Consider the following 17,264-nt stretch of genomic DNA (forward strand, 5'->3'; position numbering starts at 1 on the left):
AGCATGGACTTAGATCCCCAAGCGACATTGCTCACGCGCGCATGACCCGTCACTGACTGCCTTCAACAACTAGATTGAGATATATGAGTTCTGAGTCTGGGCTGCTTCGCCCACACAACCGGCCACGTGTTCCATTGGCTGATCTTGCTGTCGAGTGTGGCCTGCGCGTCGTCCGTACGACCCGCGAGGCTTCTCCTGAAGCCACCTCTGCGGCGGGTGCAAATCCAGAACTTCCGGTGATCCGAGGGATTGCTATTGGAAGTGCGTCAGTCGAGCAGGGCGATCTGTTTGTGGCTCTTTCTGGCCTGAAGACCCACGGAGTTCATTTTGCCGCTGATGCATTGGCCCGCGGCGCAGTTGCCGTTCTGACAGATCCAGCAGGCGTTGACGTCTTGAACGCGGCGGGTGGCCTGGACGTGCCACTGCTTGTATCTGAGGTTGCTGATCTGCGCGCAGTGACTGCGCAGTGCGCGGCCTTTCTGTATGGCAACCCATCCGCAGATATTCGGATGGCAGGCATAACCGGAACGAACGGCAAGACAACCTCCTCGTTCTTTCTTGATGCGATCGCGCGTGCGGCAGGGGAGCGCACGGGACTTCTAGGTACCGTTGAAATTAGGCTCGGCGAGGATTCGGAGCCCTCTGAGCGCACAACCGTCGAAGCACCGGTGCTGCAGGGTTTCCTCGCCCGGTGCAAGGACGTTGGTACGTCGCTTGTCACGATGGAGGTGTCGTCGCACGCCCTCGCTCTGTCGCGCGTCCGTGGTACACACTTCAAAGTCGTGGGCTTTACCAACCTGCAGCACGACCACCTCGACTTCCACCACACTATGGAGGAGTACTTCGAGGCCAAGGCGGTGCTGTTCAGCGCGGAGTACGCCGATCGCGGTGTGATTGTTGCCGACGACTCCTGGTCCCGCAAACTAGCTGTTCAGTCCGATATCCCGCTCCAGACCATTTCGACCCCGCTGACTGATGACCTCAACTTCCAGGCCACATGGAAAGTAGTCAATGTACGGCTCGCAGACCACGGTCTGGGTCTAGATTTCGACCTTGAAGGCCCGGACGGTGCCAGGCTAGCGAGCCATTCGCCCCTTCTCGGGGACGTGAATGTGTCGAACGCTGCGCTGGCATCGATCATGGCGAGGGACCTTGGATACTCTCCCGAGGACATTCTGCGGGGACTCACCCAGCTCGCGATCGTTCCAGGTCGAATGGAGGTCGTGTCCGGGCCGGGCGAACCACTCGTGATTGTGGACTACGCACACACCACGGAAGCGCTTGAGTTCGCGCTCCGTTCGCTGCGTGCGAGCCACCACGCGCAGGGCCAGGGAAAACTCATCGGTCTGACGGGATCTGCAGGGGAGCGCGATGCTACGAAGCGCCCGGCCATGGGCCGCGCGGTCTTCGATCTCGCTGACATTGCGATTATTACCGACGATGACCCCTACTCCGAGGACATGTCCCGTATCAGGTCCGACCTTCTGGAGGGCATTACTTCAAGCAATCAATTCCAGGCATTGGACGAGCGGGAACGCGAGGCTCGGGTGCTGGAGATTGCGGGCCGGGGCAAGGCGATTGAAAAGGCGATTGAACTCGCGAAGGAGGGTGACACCGTACTTCTTGCGGGACGTGGGCACGAGACGATCCAGGAAATCAATGGCGTGAAGCATCACCTCGATGATCGAGCGTTCGCGCGTGAGGTCCTGCGGCGTCGGCGCGTTTCGACTCCTCAAATGTGAAGGTAGGGTGGGACATCTTCTGTGCAGGTACCAGCCTGCGTAGTGGGCGGCTCAAACGGTGGTTCAATAGATGAGTTGTACTGTGCGCCCGAGAGGGAACGGTCGCACCGCTTAGCCATCGCTGGGCAGGTACTTACGTTCAACAGTCGGATAGACCTAAGAAGATCAGGGAGAAACGTAGCGTGTTCTCGGCGGAGCAAATCGCTTCCATCACAGGTGGTCGACTGGATGCCGACCCGCAGATTCTGGTGGCCGGAGAGGCCGTCCTTGACTCTCGTGCGGCCGTGCCAGGTTCATTGTTCATTGCGGTCGTTGGCGAAAACAGCGACGGGCATGACTATGCGCAGGCGGCTGTCAGTAACGGTGCAGCGTTGGTGCTTGCGTCCAAGCCACTACCCGGTATCCCAAGTGTCGTCGTGGATGACGTCCAACTGGCGCTCGGCCTGTTGGCCAAGGCTCACCTGGCCGTGCTCCGCAAAGCCGGTGATCTGCGCGTTGTGGGAATCACGGGCTCTGCCGGCAAGACGACCACCAAGGATTTGATCGGGACCGTGCTGTCTTCGGTCGGTGAAACGGTGTTCCCCGCTGGATCGTTCAACAACGAACTCGGACTTCCGCTCACGGTTCTCAAGGCCACGGCTGACACCCGTTACCTCGTGCTGGAGATGGGCGCATCTGCCCCCGGAGACCTCACGTATCTCACCTCAATAGCGCCATTGGACGTCGCCGTTGTTCTTATCGTTGGTGCGGCGCACCTCGGCGGCTTTGGCGGAGGTATCGAGGACGTGGCTCGTGCAAAGGCAGAACTTGTTCAGGGCGTGCTTGAGGGTGGAAAGGTCGTCCTCAATGCGGATGACCTTCGCGTCCTAGCAATGCGCGAGAAGGCTGCAGGCGAGGTCTTGACCTTCGGCGCCGTGCGAAACACGACGTTCCAGGCAACCAATACCGAGATCGACCCACTTGGTCGAGTCCACTTTGACGTGACAGACGCTCGCACGGGTGCGAGCGAACGCGTCCAACTTGGCCTCGTGGGTGAACACCACATGACGAATGCCCTTGCAGCAATCACTGCTGTTGCGGCGTTGGGAGTGCCCCTTGCAGATGCGGTGAGCCACATCAACAACGCGAAGGCACTGAGCCCGCATCGCATGGATGTCACAGAGCGCGAAGACGGCGTGACAATCATCGACGATTCGTACAACGCAAACCCTGACTCGATGCGTGCCGCGCTCAAGTCGCTGGCAGTCGTCGCAGGCCGCAAGCGCCGGACGATCGCAGTCCTTGGCGAAATGCTCGAGCTAGGCCCGACCTCACGGGATCAGCACGACGAGATTGGGCGCTTGGTTGTGCGCCTGAACATCTCGCTCCTGGTTGTTGTGGGTGCAGGCGCAAGTGGATTTGCTGACGGCGCCCAACAGGAGGGCTCGTGGGGCGAGGAAGTCGTGGAGGTTGCAAGCGTTGATGAAGCTCGTGCACTTCTTGAAGAAACCTTGGCTCCGGGTGACGTCGTCTTGATCAAGGCATCCAACGGCTCTGGCCTGTGGAAACTCGCTGATGAACTCGTTGGAAAGGCATAAGCCCAGATGTTATCGATTCTTGTCTCCGCTTCAGTGGCACTGATTGTGTCACTCGTCGGAACGCCGCTTTTCATCAGGTTCCTTGTTCATCGGAACTATGGACAGTTCATCCGCCAGGATGGGCCAACCGCGCACTTCACTAAGCGCGGCACACCCACCATGGGTGGCGTGGTCATCATCTTGGCAACAATCGCGGGCTGGCTAGCCTCGATCGTCCAATCCGGAAAGTTGCCGACTGCTTCGGCAGTCCTGCTGATCTTCCTTATGGCGGGCATGGGACTAATTGGATTCCTTGACGACTTCATCAAGATCTCGAACCAACGCTCGTTGGGCCTATCGCCGCGAGGCAAGATCATTGGCCAGGGCATTGTGGGCATCATCTTCTCGGTCCTGGCGCTCCAGTTCAGGAACAGCAACGGAGCGACCCCGGCCTCTACCAAGATCTCGTTCATACGTGACACCAACCTCGATCTCGCCTTTGCGGGTGCGACAGTCGGCCTCATCCTGTTTGTCATCTGGGCAAACTTCCTGATCACCGCGTGGTCGAACGCCGTCAACCTGACCGACGGCCTAGACGGCCTCGCCACGGGTATCTCGCTCATCGTGTTCGGTGCCTATCTCTTTGTCAGCATCTGGCAGTACAACCAGAACTGCGCCTTCCAAGTCACAAGCATTGCTGGCTGTTATGACACGCGTGACCCCTTGAGCCTTGCGGTGATCGCGGGAGCCATCATCGGGGCGCTGTTTGGCTTCCTGTGGTGGAACGGCTCACCCGCTCAGATCTTCATGGGTGACACGGGTTCCTTGGCGCTTGGTGGTGCACTTGCTGGATTCTCAATCCTGAGCCGCACCGAGTTCCTTGCAGTCATCCTGGGCGGACTCTTTGTGGTCATCGTTCTCTCGGACGTCATCCAGATTGGATTCTTCAAGGCCACAGGACGACGCGTCTTCAAGATGGCGCCGCTTCACCACCACTTTGAACTGTCGGGTTGGGGTGAGGTAACCATCGTGATCCGGTTCTGGATCATTGCGGGAATTTTTGTCTTCCTCGGGCTTGGCGTCTTCTACGGCGAATGGGTCGTGCAACGGTGACGCAGCTTTCTGGTAAGCGGGTTCTCGTGGTTGGTCTTGGCGTCACCGGGCTCGCCGTGGTTCGGGCTCTCGGCTCGCTGCTGGAGCAGGACCGCCCGAGGTCAGTGGTGACCCTCGATTCCAAGAACCCGGACGCAACCTTCTCGGACGCTTCCGCGATTTCCTTTGATGACATCGACCTCGTTGTCACCTCACCTGGTTGGGCACCTTCGACCGAGGTACTTTCCACTGCGGCCGCACTCAACATCCCGATCTGGAGCGAGATCGAACTCGCATGGCACCTGCGTGTGCCGAATGAGAAAACCGGCGTACCCGCTCCCTGGCTGGGTGTGACGGGTACGAACGGCAAGACCACTACCGTGCAGATGCTTGAGTCCATCCTTGCGGCTGACTCCCGTAACACCGTTGCGGTCGGAAACGTGGGAAAGCCAGTAATCGAGGCGGCGCTCGACCCAACCCTCGACGTGCTGGCCCTTGAACTCTCGAGCTTCCAACTGCACTACACCCACTCCATGGAACTTGTGGCCGGTGCGGTCCTCAACATCGCGGCGGACCACCTTGATTGGCACGGATCTCTTGAGGAGTACGCCAAGGCTAAGGGCCGTGTTTTCGAGCATGTTCAGACCGCGTGCGTGTACAACGTCTCTGACCCCATGACCCGAGTTCTCGTCGAGAACGCGGATGTGGCAGACGGCGCCCGCGCTGTGGGGTTCACGCTCGGTGCTCCTGGTAGAAGCGAAGTTGGGCTGATAGAGGACGTCCTGTGCGATCGCGCGTTCCACATGGCGAGTGATCACCCGGACCGCCACAACCACGCGGCCGAACTTGCCACGCTTGCGGACCTTGACCACCTAGCGGGGCCGGGCGGGATGGTTCCGCCGCACGTCGTTGCGAACGCCCTGGCCGCTGCGGCGTTGGCACGCGCGGCGGGGGTATCCTCCCGCGCTGTTCGCGACGGTCTTCGTAACTTCCACCCTGGCGGACACCGCATCGCCTTGGTGGCATCAACGACCCGTGGTGGTTCCGGAAACAACGCCACGGTGTCTTTTGTCGACGACTCAAAGGCGACCAACGCTCACGCGGCTGCGGCATCGTTGGACTCGTTCGACAATGGCAAGGTCATCTGGATCGCTGGCGGCCTCGCCAAGGGTGCGTCGTTCGACAGCCTCGTGGCAACTCGGTCGGCCAAGATGAAGGCTGTGGTTGTTATTGGCGTGGATCAGGCCCCAATGCTCGGCGCGCTCGAACGAAACGCCCCTGAACTACCGGTGACGGTCATTGACCCTGCCGAGGCTGAGACCGTCATGGCCCGTGCAGTGCGGGCTGCTTTCGGGTACGCAGAGGACGGCGACGTGATTCTCATGGCTCCGGCGTGTGCCTCGATGGATCAGTTCGTTTCCTATGCTGACCGCGGTAATGCGTTCACAACTGCAGCTCGTGCACTCGTAGATGAGACTTCTTCGGTTGGGCGGTGAATGTGGTGACTCGAGTCCGCCGCGTCGAGGATACTAATTCACGCCGTGGCGTGAACTGGGCGGGTGTCTGGAACTCCTCCATCACCTCCTATTACCTCATCCTCTGGACCACCGGCACCCTGGTGGTGTTGGGTCTGGTTATGGTGCTCTCGAGTTCTTCCATCGAGTCCCTAGACCGCAGCGGGAACGCGTACGGGATCTTCACCAAGCAGCTGCTCTTTGCAGTTGCCGGCGCGGTCGCACTGGCAGTCGCGTGCAGGATTCCTCTGCGAATCTACAAGAGCCTGGCCTGGATTCTGTTTGGGGGCTCGCTCCTTTTGCAAACTCTAGTGTTTACTCCGCTCAACGGTATGTCCGGTGGAGTTCTAGGTAACAACAACTGGTTCGCGATTCCTGGCACCCCAATCTCGCTGCAGCCTTCGGAGTTCATCAAGGTGACGCTCTCGATCCTGCTGGGCACGATGCTCTCGAGAACTCTTGCAACCTCTAAGAGCTGGGTGCACGTTCTGGTTCCCACGGGTGCGGCTTCGCTCGCCGCACTCGGCCTTGTGATGGCCGGAAACGACCTTGGAACCGCGCTCGTGATCTGTCTGGTCATTGCCTCCGCATTCTTTGTTGCGGGTATTCCGCTCAAGTGGTTTGCAGGTCTCGGCGCGCTGGGCGCAGTTGCAGTCGCGATCTTCGTCATTCCGAACGGCAATCGCATGGGCCGCATCATGGCCGCGTACGACTCCACATGCGATGCCTCGGACCAGTTGTGTTACCAAGTGATCCGCGGCCTTGAAGGGCTTGGTTCCGGGGGATTGACAGGTGTCGGGTTGGGTTCCGGCTCCGAAAAGTGGAAGTACTTGCCTGAGGCGCAAAACGACTTCATCTTCGCCGTCATTGGGGAAGAGATTGGTTTTCTTGGCTCCCTCCTTGTCCTGCTTGCTTTCGTCTCGCTCGGCATTGGTATGGTTCGCGTGATCCTCCGACACCAGGATCCGATGGTCAAGATCACGACCGCGGGTATCGCGGCGTGGATCCTAGGTCAGGCCCTTATCAACATCGGGGTTGTTACCCGCATCCTGCCCGTGATTGGAGTTCCGCTGCCGCTCGTGTCTGCCGGTGGTTCGGCTTTGGTCGCCACCATGCTGGCGCTGGGCGTAGTTCTTTCGTTTGCCCGTACTGAACCAGGTGCGCAAGAGGCATTCAGTGCAAGGCCATCGATGGTTCGCAAGACCATCGCAGTTATTTCGAGTTCCAGCGGGCGCTCAAGGCGCTCGTCGTAGGGGAGAGTTTCGTTGCCTAAGTCAATCTTGCTGGCTGGCGGGGGTACCGCCGGCCACGTTAACCCGTTGCTTGCCGTTGCCACTGCCGTGCGCCAGAAGTATCCGGATGCGGCCATTACTGTGCTTGGCACTCGTGAGGGTCTTGAGGCTGATCTCGTACCTTCGCGTGGATTCGACATGCGGTTTGTGCCGCGCGTGCCGATGCCGCGTCGCCCAACCCCCCAGTGGTTTGCACTTCCTTCAAAGCTGCAAAGCGCCGTCACCGCGGCCCGCGAGGCCATCACCGAGATCGACGCGGATGTCGTGATCGGGTTCGGCGGATACGTGTCGACTCCGGCGTACTTGGCTGCTCGAAAGCTCGATGTGCCCATCGTGGTTCAGGAGCAGAACGCCCGTGCGGGGATCGCCAACAAACTGGGTGCCCGCTGGGCCAAGGCCGTGACCACCACGTTCGAGAGCACTGCACTGCCTAGCTCGCAGGTGACGGGCCTTCCCTTGCGCGCGGAGATTTCTGCGTTGATCAGCGCGCTCGAAAACAACCCGGAGCAGACCCGCCGTGCCGCCGCAGCTGAGCTCGGCCTCGACCCGAACCGCCCAATTCTCCTGGTCACCGGCGGGTCGCTCGGCGCCCTGCGTCTGAACCGGACGATCACTCAGGTGGCACCGGAACTCCTTGAGGGTGGTGTCCAGATCCTGCACCTGACGGGTAAGGGCAAGTCTGAGCAGGTCCTCGAGGACCTTTCCTCGCTCGATCCAATTGCGCGCGCGGACTATCACGTCCTCGAGTACCTCGTCCGCATGGACCTCGCATATGCCGTCGCCGACCTTGTGGTCTGCCGTTCGGGTGCGGGCACCGTGTGCGAGCTCGCCGCTCTCAGCCTGCCTGCCGTGTTCGTCCCGCTTCCCATCGGCAACGGTGAGCAGAAGCTCAACGCCGGGCCCATGGTGGACGCCGGGGGCGCCCTTATTATCGACGATTCACTCTTTACCGAGAACTGGGTGCGTTCCAACGTGGTTCCGTTGGTACGTGATCGTGCCACGCTCGGGCGTATGGCGATAGCTGCGCGTTCGGTGGGTAAACCCTACGCAACTGCGCGCGTTCTGGAGGTTCTTGAAGGTGTTGCTGGTTGGAGCTCCAATGACTGATTCACGGTACGACGCACTGTCGCAGGACGCTACGGCATCTGGTGTTGGGCGCATTCACTTTGTAGGTATTGGTGGCGCGGGTATGTCCGTCCTCGCGCAGATGTTCCACGAACTTGGTGCTGAAGTCACCGGTTCAGACGCGCACGAGAGTGACGTCGTTTCGGCACTGCGTGCGCTGGGTATAGCGGTTTCGGTTCCTCAGCACGAGCGCAACGTGACGGGCGCCGATGTCGTCACAGTATCGTCGGCAATCAGAGACACCAACCCGGAGTTCATGCGGGCCAAGGAACTTGGCCTCCCCGTCATCCACCGGTCACAGGCGTTGGCGCTGCTCATGTCGGACCGCCGCGCAGTGGCGGTCGCTGGTGCCCACGGCAAAACCACGACCTCCGCGATGATCGCGGTGAGCGCGATGGAGTGCGGGCTCGAGCCCAGCTACGCGATCGGCGGTTCGGTCCGTACAGCCACCGGTGCGGTCGCCGGTGGCCAGATCGGTGCGGGCGATGTGCTTGTCGCCGAGGCCGATGAGTCCGACGGATCGTTCCTTAACTACAGGCCGTACATTGCCGTTGTGACCAACGTCGAGCCCGACCACTTGGACCACTACGGCACCAAGGAGGCCTTTGAAGAGGCGTTCGTGAAGTTCGCGGGCCAGGTCGTTGACGGCGGAGCGCTCGTGGCGTGCGGCGATGACGAAGGCTCCCAGCGCCTCGCACACGCACGCAGCGCGCAGGGCGCCCGAGTGGTCACATATGGATTTGGGCAAGACAACACAATTCGCCTGACGCAGTTCGCGCAGGCGGAGGGCGCGACTGGCGCCTCGTTTACACTCACGTGGGACGACATTCCCGCAGCCGACGGGGTTATCGCCGGCGGCACCCAGCGCATTGCGCTCAAGGTTCCGGGCGTTCACAATGCGCTCAACGCTTCCGCTGCGTTTGGCACGATGCTTCTGCTCGGAGCCACTCCGCAGGCAGCCGCAGCCGGGCTCGTGGCGTTCCTGGGCACCGGACGGCGGTTTGAAGAGCGTGGACAAGTGGACAACATTCGGGTTGTCGACGACTACGCTCACCACCCCACCGAGGTCGCGGCACTGTTGAACGCTGCTCGGGTGTCCGCTGGCGATGGGCGCGTTGGTGTCCTGTTCCAGCCGCACCTATACTCGCGCACCCGCATTTTCCAACAGGAGTTTGCGCAGGCATTCGACCTGGCGGACTTCACGATCATCACGGGGGTCTACGCCGCGCGCGAGGACTTGGATCCCGCCGTCACGGGACACCTCATTGCGGACCGTATGACGGCCTATGTCGAGGTTGTTGACGAGAAGGTCCTCGCGGCACACCGCATCGCGGAGCTTGCCGAACCTGGCGACCTCATTCTCACGGTTGGGGCAGGGGACGTCACGGAGCTCGGGTCCGTGATCCTTGCTGATCTGCAGGGAGTCACCAAAGCGTAATGAAACCCCCATCACGACCACGCGTACCTCGTAGCCCTCACAGTAACGGGGGAGCTAACTCGCCCAGCGCTGACTCCGCGCCGTCACCTGCTACAGGCGGCATGCGGAGTAGTGGCGTCTCGGGCGAAGTTCGAGTGCGTACTGGTGCATCGGCTCTGGGAGGCACCTCGGGTTCGGGAACAGAAGCGGTTCCTGAACGGAGGCGGATCTCGTCAGGTGGGGGGAGCGGAGCCGCTGGCACTTCGCGCACGTTCGATCTTGAAGGCACGGGTAGTGGGAAACCGCGTGCACAGCAGTCGGGGCGTGCCGGAAAGCCCACGCAATCCGGGGCGCTCGTGGCCCCCACTACTAAGAGCTCGTCCAAGGTGGCGGTGCTATCCACGGGTGTTGCTGACAGACTGGCAGAGCGTGAAGCGATTGAGCTTCACGACAAGCGCCGCAAGATGTGGATTTTTGGTTCGGTATTCGCTGTTCTTGGCCTCCTCACGTGGGCTTTCGTGTTCTCTTCCGTCTTTGCGCTGCGCTTGGGCGAGGTACAGGTGTGGGGCGCGGAGAAGTACGTCACCGAACAGGAAGTTGTGGACCAGATTAAGCCAATCGAGGGCACGCCGCTGGCTCGTCTGGACATGAACGGCATACACGACGCCGTCGCGCAGATCCCGAACGTCAAGTCAGTTGCGCAGACGAGGCGTTGGCCCAACGGCGTCACGATCACTATTGTCGAGAGGGCGCCCGTGGCGGCAGTTCCCGTCGAGGGGGAGTATGCGCTCCTGGATCTCACGGCGGTTGAAGTAGCCACCGTGAAGAAGGCGCCCAAGGACGTTCCAATCGTCAATATTCCCGTGGGCAAGGAGAATGAAGTCACCTTGACCACGGTTTTGGAAGTGCTCGATACGCTTCCGCAATCTCTGCTCAAGGACATCAAATCAATTCGTGCATTTACGCAGGACAATATTGTTTTTACCCTGCGGGACAACCTCACCGTCCAATGGGGAAACTCAGCTGAGACGCAATTGAAAGTTCAGGTTCTCGAACGCCTGAGGCCTACCGCTCTCGATGAGGGTAAGTCCACCATCGATCTTTCCGCCCCGACTTTCCCAATCATTCGATAGGCGCTTGCCCCAGCGGGTGAAGAATGCGTGAGGGGTGGGGTGCTCCAGTGGCGTGTCGAGGCGCTGTTGGGCCTAAACGTTGGCCCACTCACATAGATTAGTTATAGCGACACACTACGAATGATGTTGATAGCCGAGGCGGTTCAACATAACGTTTCGATAGCAGTACTTGACAATTCTTTAACCTTCAACCTGAGGTTTAAGGTTGTTGGTTGAAGAAGGCACCGAATCGGAAGGCAAGAGCGTGACAACTCCGCAGAACTACCTAGCAGTGATCAAGGTGGTGGGCATCGGTGGTGGTGGTGTAAACGCCGTCAACCGAATGATTGAGGTGGGGCTCAAGGGTGTTGAGTTCATTGCGATCAACACTGACGCCCAGGCGCTTCTGATGTCGGATGCCGACGTCAAACTTGACGTCGGACGCGAACTCACCCGTGGTCTTGGCGCTGGCGCCGACCCTGAAGTTGGCAAGAAGGCCGCAGAGGACCACGAGCAGGAAATCGAAGAGGTGCTGCGGGGCGCAGATATGGTCTTCGTTACCGCAGGCGAGGGTGGTGGAACCGGAACCGGTGGCGCACCCGTCGTGGCACGCATTGCCCGGTCGCTCGGTGCGCTGACCGTTGGTGTTGTGACGCGACCCTTCTCATTTGAAGGTCGCCGCCGCGCGAACCAAGCTGACTCCGGAATCGACGCCCTGCGTAAGGAAGTCGACACCCTCATTGTCATTCCAAACGACCGTCTGCTCTCGATGGCGGACCGTTCAGTTTCCGCGCTCGACGCATTCCACTCCGCTGACCAGGTGCTGCTCTCCGGTGTCCAGGGAATCACTGACCTGATTACCACGCCGGGTCTGATCAACCTCGACTTTGCAGACGTCAAGTCGGTTATGCAGGGTGCGGGTTCCGCACTCATGGGTATCGGTTCCGCACGCGGCGAGGATCGTGCAGTGCAGGCTGCCGAACTCGCTATTTCCTCTCCGCTGCTCGAAGCTTCGATCGACGGTGCGCACGGCGTGCTGATCTCGATCCAGGGTGGCTCCGACCTTGGTCTCCAGGAAATCAACGAGGCAGCACGTCTCGTTCACGAAGCTGCGCACGCGGAAGCAAACATCATCTTTGGTACCGTGATCGACGACGCGCTGGGCGATGAAGTGCGTGTCACGGTCATCGCGGCCGGGTTCGACGGTGGAAACCCGCAGCCGCGCCAGGACATGCGTGGATACGGATCCCAGTCGGCTCCTGCACCTGTTGCCCCGCGGGAGGAGCGTCCAGCGCTTCCTCGCGACGAGCCGGCTCCCGTCACCTCAGGCCTCCGCGCACTCAACCGCCCGGTTGTCCCCATGGAGAACGAGCGCCAACAGTATGCGGCAACTCCAACGCAGAGCCAGTACTCGGTTCCTGCGGCTGAGCAGCCGGTTCCTCGCTTCATCTCGGAGCCGACCCCGCAGTCGCCAGAGACTAACTCCGCACCACACCTTGAAGTCCCACGCATCTTTGACGAGGAGCCACCTCGTCGCCGTCCCATCGATGACCTAGATGTGCCAGACTTCCTGAAGTGATCAACCAACACGATATCCCGGTGACCGAGGTCGACCTCGGTCCCGGGATTCGCGCTTTTTACACCTCGCGTTCGGGCGGCTGCTCAGTGGGCGCCTACGAGGGCCTCAACGTCGGGGACGCGGTCGGAGATGCGGCAGATGCCGTGGAGTCGAACCGGGACGCCCTGGGGGCCTTCACCGGCACCTCGGTGAACTACTTGCGCCAGGTCCACGGGAATGCGGTGGTGGACGTTACCGCGAGCGACGCTCGAAACTCCCGCACGCCGGGCGCTGAGCGGCAGGCGGACGGCGCTGTGACCTCCGATCCTGCTGTGGCGCTGTGCGTCTACGTTGCGGATTGCGTGCCAGTTCTTTTGGCAGACCCTGTAGCACGGATCATAGGGTCGGCACACGCAGGCCGGCCAGGGTTAGAAGCGCGCATAATCTCTCATACGATCGAACTCATGGTGTGTCAGGGCGCTGACGCGTCACGCATTCGAGCAGCCGTCGGGCCGTGCATTTGTCCGCGATGCTACGAAGTGCCCGCAGAAATGGCGCTGAGGTTTGCGCAGAACACCGGAACTGTCGTCTCACAGACGCAATGGGACACTCCTGGCATTGAGCTCAGGGTTGCTGCCCACAAGGAACTAGCGGCGGCTGGTGTCGCGCAGATCGTCCATGTGGACGTGTGCACCTATGAATCTGGGGAGTTGTACTCGCATCGATGGTCAACTCATCATGCCGAGGATACAGGAGGGGCGTCCGGCCGCTTTGCCGGAATCGTCAGGTTAGACGTGCCCAAGAAGTAGTACAAATCGTAAAAGTTAGTGGTGAAACCTAGTTACCTCTAGGCGTGTCGCCAAAAAACCGTTGGCGACTGCGCTAGCGTGATTTCAAAGTCAGGCCGCAAACATGCACTTCTGCCCATTGCGCAGGAGCTGATTGCGTGCTTGGACCGACACGGTCGCCTAGATTTAGGCGCTGGTGAGACCATCGGGCAACAGTCAGATGATCCGGTGAGTAGGACCACGATAGATCGGAGAAGGGTGATGGCAGGAGCCCTGCGCAAGACCATGAAGTATCTCGGCATGGCAGATGGCGACCGGGAGTACGAGGACGAGTACGAAGAGTACGCCGACTATGAAGAAGTAGTTGAGGAGCCCATGGACTCGTACGAAGCACAAGTGACACCGATTTCGAGGGCGTTCTCGCACCAGGAGCCCAGCGGATTCGCAAACACCGAACTCCGCCGCATCAGCACCGTGCACCCTCGGTCCTACAACGACGCCCGCGTCATCGGCGAGGCGTTCCGTGACGGAACCCCGGTCATCATGAACCTTTCGGACATGGACGATGCCGACGCCAAGCGTTTGGTCGACTTCTCCGCTGGCCTCATCTTCGGCCTCCAGGGAAACATCGAGCGCGTAACGTCCAAGGTGTTCCTGCTCTCGCCTGCCAACGTCGAGATTTCGGGTGAATCTTCGGACCAGTCTGCAAGCTCGAGCAGCACCCAGAGCTTCTATAACCAGAGTTGATCGTGTCCTTTGTCTTAAGTTTGCTTGCACTCGCGTGCTCGCTGTATTTGCTAGTACTTATTGGCCGCCTAGTCTTTAGTTGGGTTCAGGTTTTCTCACGTGACTGGCGTCCAAAGGGTTTTGTTTTGGTGATAGCCGAACTGGTTTACAGCCTGACTGACCCACCCTTGAAATTCTTGGCTAGGGTGATTCCGCCGCTACGGATTGGTAACGTAGCCCTAGACATTGGTTTCATGATCCTGTTTTTCGCAGTAGGAATGCTTGCCCAGATCCTCAACGGTCTGGCGCGGTGATCTAGGCCCACGGTGAGAAACACGGGTCACGCCGTACTGTCCTTCGGTGCGGGTAACCCATACCTGAGTAACACAACTTAGGTGTCGAATCTGATTCCGGATGGCTAACTTCGGCCGGACTGACAGCAAGAAAACGAGATGGAGACTACGGTGGAACTTCTTACACCAGACGAAGTCCTTAACAAAAAGTTCCAGGTAACCAAGTTCCGCGAAGGTTACGACATGATCGAGGTCGACGACTTCCTCGACCTCGTACTCGGAACACTTCGCGCGGTCTACCTTGAGAATGACGAGCTGAAGTCCAAGCTCTCGGAGGCTGAAGAGCGCGTCGCCGAGCTGAGCCGGTCCGGTGCAGCTGAAGCCGCCGAGGTCGCTCCTGCCGCCGTTGAAGAGCCCGTCGAGTTTGCGGCCCAGCCTGAGCCTGAATCAGAGGTCGCACACGTCGCTGAGGCTGGTGCACCTGCTGCTCGTGAGCCAGAGATGGCGACTGGAATCATCCAGATGGCACAGAAGCTTCACGATGACCACGTGCGCGCCGGTCAAGAAGAGGGCGAGCGCCTCGTTAGCGAAGCAAAGACCGAGGGTGACCGCATTGTGCGCGAGGCCGAGGAAATCTCGCAGCGTACCCTCAACCAGCTTGAGCAGGAGCGCAGCGTTCTTGAGACCAAGATCGACGAGCTGCGCACCTTCGAGCGCGACTACCGACTGCGCCTCAAGTCTTACCTCCAGAACCTTCTCGGTGACCTTGACCAGCGTGGTGCTGGACTTGGCGGAGCTGACAACTCGGGAATCTGACTTTCCGAACAGCCTGTAACGACTGACCGTCCCACACTTTTCACCCGCGGACTTTTTCCTAAGGGTGCTTGTGTGGGGCGGTCAGTGTGTTTATAGTCGGCTATTCCGATTGAAAGAGGTGCGACATGCAATCCAGTAGTGCACATGCCCACTCACTTGTTCGCGAGCACTTTCCTACGCTCGCCGACGACTTTTCAAAGTTCCCCGTCCGTGAAGGTGAGGTCCCTTGGACTGTCGACGAGGTGCTCGAAATCGCCGAGTCGCTTATTGAGGAGGACCAGCGTCTCAAGGTGGAACTCGCAGAGTCGGATGCGCACCTCTCCGAGTTCCTGAGGAACTCAGGCGACGGCTCTGGTGACGATCAGGCTGACTACGGCGCCTCGTCACTTGAGCGCGAGCAGGTTCTCACATTCGTGAACAACACCCGCGATGTTCTTGAGCAGAACCAGCGCGCGATCGCTCGCATCCAGGCCGGAACTCTCGGTACGTGCGAGCAGTGCGGTTTGCCTATTGGCAAGGCGCGGCAGATGGCGTTCCCGCGTGCCACGCTCTGCGTTTCATGCAAGCAGAAGGAGGAGCGTCGATAGACGCGCCACATTCGCAGTCTCCCATGCGCGCCCGGTTTCAACTTGTGGGCATCGCGTGGGAGACTTTTCTTTGTATTGCCGGCAGCATTCGACTCATCCTCCGTGCGCACGTGCCGGCCCGTTTACTTTTGAGGAGCTGAAGACACATATGACGAGCACTACGGGGAAAGCCTTAGGGCTACGAACTGCGCTTCTGTATTTGGTCCCCGTGGCAGTTGTTGTGTTCGTTCTCGACCAACTTTCTAAGGTTTGGGCCGAGAAATCCCTCGAGGTCGGGGAAGCGGCCAAGCCCTTTATTGGCTCGCTCATTCAGCTCCGCCTGATCTATAACCCGGGTGCCGCGCTCTCAATGGCCAGCGGAATGACGTGGATTCTCACGGCGATCTCCCTGGCCGTCGTTGTGTTCATTGTTGCGATGGCCAACCGGTTCGTCTCAAAGGGCTGGGTCCTCACGCTGGGCCTGCTGCTCGGGGGCGCTCTCGGAAACCTCTACGATCGTCTTTTCCGCGACCCAGGCTTCCCGCAGGGGCACGTAGTCGATTTCATCGACTACGGCCCGTTTGTGGGCAACGTTGCTGATATCGCAATCGTTGCAGCGGCCATCTTGATCGGCATCCTGACGCTTCGCGGCGTCCCTGCATTCGAGGAGTCTGAGCGCGCATGAACACCGTGCGCACATTCCCTGTCCCAGATGGAGTCGTGGGCGAGCGCGTAGACGCTGCTCTGGCCCGTGTGCTGGGACTCTCTCGTTCCGTCGCAGCTCAAATTGCCGACGATGGAGGCGTCTTGGTCAACGGTCGTCCGGTTGGCAAGGGGGACCGTCTCGTCTCGGACGCCATGGTCGAGGTGACTCTGCCTGACCCCAACGCGCCATCCCCGCTTGCAGTGAAGCCTGAGCCCGTTGCCGGAATGAAGATCATGTACGACGATGACGACGTCGTGGTCATTGACAAGCCCGTTGGCGTTGCCGCGCACCCCGCCGTGAGCTGGGAGGGGCCAACGGTCGTGGGGGCACTTGCTGCTGCCGGCTACCGCATCTCAACGTCAGGAGCCGCGGAACGTCAGGGCATCGTCCACAGGCTCGACGCCGGGACATCAGGTCTCATGGTGGTCGCAAAGTCCGAGTATGCGTACTCGGTTATGAAGCGGGCGTTCCGTGAACGCACTGTTGAGAAGGTTTACCACACGCTCGTCCAAGGTCATCCTGAACCTACCCGTGGCACGATTGACGCGCCGATTGGGCGGCACCCAAAATCCGAGTTCAAGTTCGCTGTCATGCCTGAGGGGAAGCGCTCGATCACGCACTATGAGGTGCTGGAGATGCTCCCAGCCGCTTCGCTTGTTGAGGTACACCTTGAGACGGGTCGGACCCACCAGATCCGCGTCCACTTCTCCGCGATGCGGCACCCGTGTGTGGGTGACCTGATGTACGGAGCGGATCCGAAACTCACCAAAAAGGTTGGACTCACGCGCCAGTGGCTGCACGCCGTGCGCCTCGGATTCACTCACCCCTCGTCGGGTCAGTGGATCCAGGTGGAGAGCGAGTATCCTGACGACCTCGCTCACGCGCTTGACGTGCTTCGATCCCCCTACGCCTAGTCCAGTTAGCTCACACACCTGGGGCTCCCGCCGCCCCGATGAATGGA

The 17,264-nt window shown here is 60.1% G+C and carries 16 protein-coding genes; all 16 read left to right on the forward strand.

The annotated features are described in order from the left end of the window. The first annotated feature begins 83 nt into the window (after positions 1-83). The 16 genes from HGSM_RS10325 (at position 84) to HGSM_RS10400 (ending at position 17,217) form a co-directional block, all read left to right on the forward strand. Positions 84-1,742 (forward strand): UDP-N-acetylmuramoyl-L-alanyl-D-glutamate--2,6-diaminopimelate ligase, encoded by a 1,659-nt coding sequence (locus tag HGSM_RS10325; RefSeq protein ID WP_019148682.1) that lies wholly within the window; start codon positions 84-86, stop codon positions 1,740-1,742. 182 nt (positions 1,743-1,924) lie between these two features. Further along, positions 1,925-3,319, forward strand: coding sequence for a UDP-N-acetylmuramoyl-tripeptide--D-alanyl-D-alanine ligase (locus HGSM_RS10330; RefSeq protein ID WP_019148683.1), 1,395 nt, complete (start codon positions 1,925-1,927; stop codon positions 3,317-3,319). 6 nt (positions 3,320-3,325) lie between these two features. Next, positions 3,326-4,411 (forward strand): phospho-N-acetylmuramoyl-pentapeptide-transferase, encoded by a 1,086-nt coding sequence (gene mraY / locus HGSM_RS10335; protein ID WP_019148684.1) that lies wholly within the window; start codon positions 3,326-3,328, stop codon positions 4,409-4,411. Next, a complete protein-coding gene (gene murD, locus HGSM_RS10340; protein WP_019148685.1) occupies positions 4,408-5,886 on the forward strand; it encodes a UDP-N-acetylmuramoyl-L-alanine--D-glutamate ligase in 1,479 nt (492 codons plus the stop codon). The genes mraY and murD overlap by 4 nt, the downstream gene beginning before the upstream one ends. A gap of 5 nt (positions 5,887-5,891) precedes the next feature. Continuing rightward, a complete protein-coding gene (locus HGSM_RS10345; RefSeq protein ID WP_040595099.1) occupies positions 5,892-7,157 on the forward strand; it encodes a peptidoglycan glycosyltransferase FtsW in 1,266 nt (421 codons plus the stop codon). Between the two features lie 12 nt (positions 7,158-7,169). Further along, positions 7,170-8,303: an undecaprenyldiphospho-muramoylpentapeptide beta-N-acetylglucosaminyltransferase gene (murG, locus tag HGSM_RS10350; RefSeq protein ID WP_019148687.1), complete on the forward strand. Its 1,134-nt coding sequence runs from the start codon at positions 7,170-7,172 to the stop codon at positions 8,301-8,303. Then, the gene (gene murC / locus HGSM_RS10355; RefSeq protein WP_019148688.1) at positions 8,296-9,759 is read left to right on the forward strand and encodes a UDP-N-acetylmuramate--L-alanine ligase; all 1,464 of its coding nucleotides are present in this window, start codon (positions 8,296-8,298) and stop codon (positions 9,757-9,759) included. The genes murG and murC overlap by 8 nt, the downstream gene beginning before the upstream one ends. Before the next feature lie 335 nt (positions 9,760-10,094). Further along, positions 10,095-10,871 carry a cell division protein FtsQ/DivIB gene (locus tag HGSM_RS10360; RefSeq protein ID WP_195891373.1) on the forward strand — a complete coding sequence of 259 codons (777 nt, stop codon included), beginning with the start codon at positions 10,095-10,097 and terminating at the stop codon, positions 10,869-10,871. 244 nt (positions 10,872-11,115) lie between these two features. Beyond that, positions 11,116-12,429, forward strand: coding sequence for a cell division protein FtsZ (gene ftsZ / locus HGSM_RS10365; RefSeq protein ID WP_040595102.1), 1,314 nt, complete (start codon positions 11,116-11,118; stop codon positions 12,427-12,429). Beyond that, positions 12,426-13,217, forward strand: a complete 792-nt coding sequence (gene pgeF, locus HGSM_RS10370) for a peptidoglycan editing factor PgeF (protein WP_019148691.1) — start codon at positions 12,426-12,428, stop codon at positions 13,215-13,217. Before ftsZ ends, pgeF begins: the two co-directional genes overlap by 4 nt. A gap of 240 nt (positions 13,218-13,457) precedes the next feature. Then, positions 13,458-13,943 (forward strand): cell division protein SepF, encoded by a 486-nt coding sequence (locus HGSM_RS10375; RefSeq protein ID WP_019148692.1) that lies wholly within the window; start codon positions 13,458-13,460, stop codon positions 13,941-13,943. A 2-nt stretch (positions 13,944-13,945) separates the two neighbouring features. Beyond that, positions 13,946-14,236: a YggT family protein gene (locus tag HGSM_RS10380; protein WP_019148693.1), complete on the forward strand. Its 291-nt coding sequence runs from the start codon at positions 13,946-13,948 to the stop codon at positions 14,234-14,236. Positions 14,237-14,386: 150 nt separating this feature from the next. Next, positions 14,387-15,031, forward strand: coding sequence for a DivIVA domain-containing protein (locus HGSM_RS10385; protein ID WP_040595104.1), 645 nt, complete (start codon positions 14,387-14,389; stop codon positions 15,029-15,031). A gap of 125 nt (positions 15,032-15,156) precedes the next feature. Continuing rightward, complete coding sequence (locus HGSM_RS10390) at positions 15,157-15,618, forward strand: TraR/DksA family transcriptional regulator (protein ID WP_019148695.1); 462 nt, start codon at positions 15,157-15,159, stop codon at positions 15,616-15,618. Positions 15,619-15,766: 148 nt separating this feature from the next. Continuing rightward, the gene (gene lspA / locus HGSM_RS10395; RefSeq protein WP_040594941.1) at positions 15,767-16,282 is read left to right on the forward strand and encodes a signal peptidase II; all 516 of its coding nucleotides are present in this window, start codon (positions 15,767-15,769) and stop codon (positions 16,280-16,282) included. Continuing rightward, complete coding sequence (locus HGSM_RS10400) at positions 16,279-17,217, forward strand: RluA family pseudouridine synthase (RefSeq protein WP_019148697.1); 939 nt, start codon at positions 16,279-16,281, stop codon at positions 17,215-17,217. The genes lspA and HGSM_RS10400 overlap by 4 nt, the downstream gene beginning before the upstream one ends. The last annotated feature ends 47 nt before the right edge of the window (positions 17,218-17,264 follow it).

This window comes from Timonella senegalensis JC301, from assembly GCF_000312125.1.
Lineage (GTDB): Bacteria > Actinomycetota > Actinomycetes > Actinomycetales > Cellulomonadaceae > Timonella > Timonella senegalensis.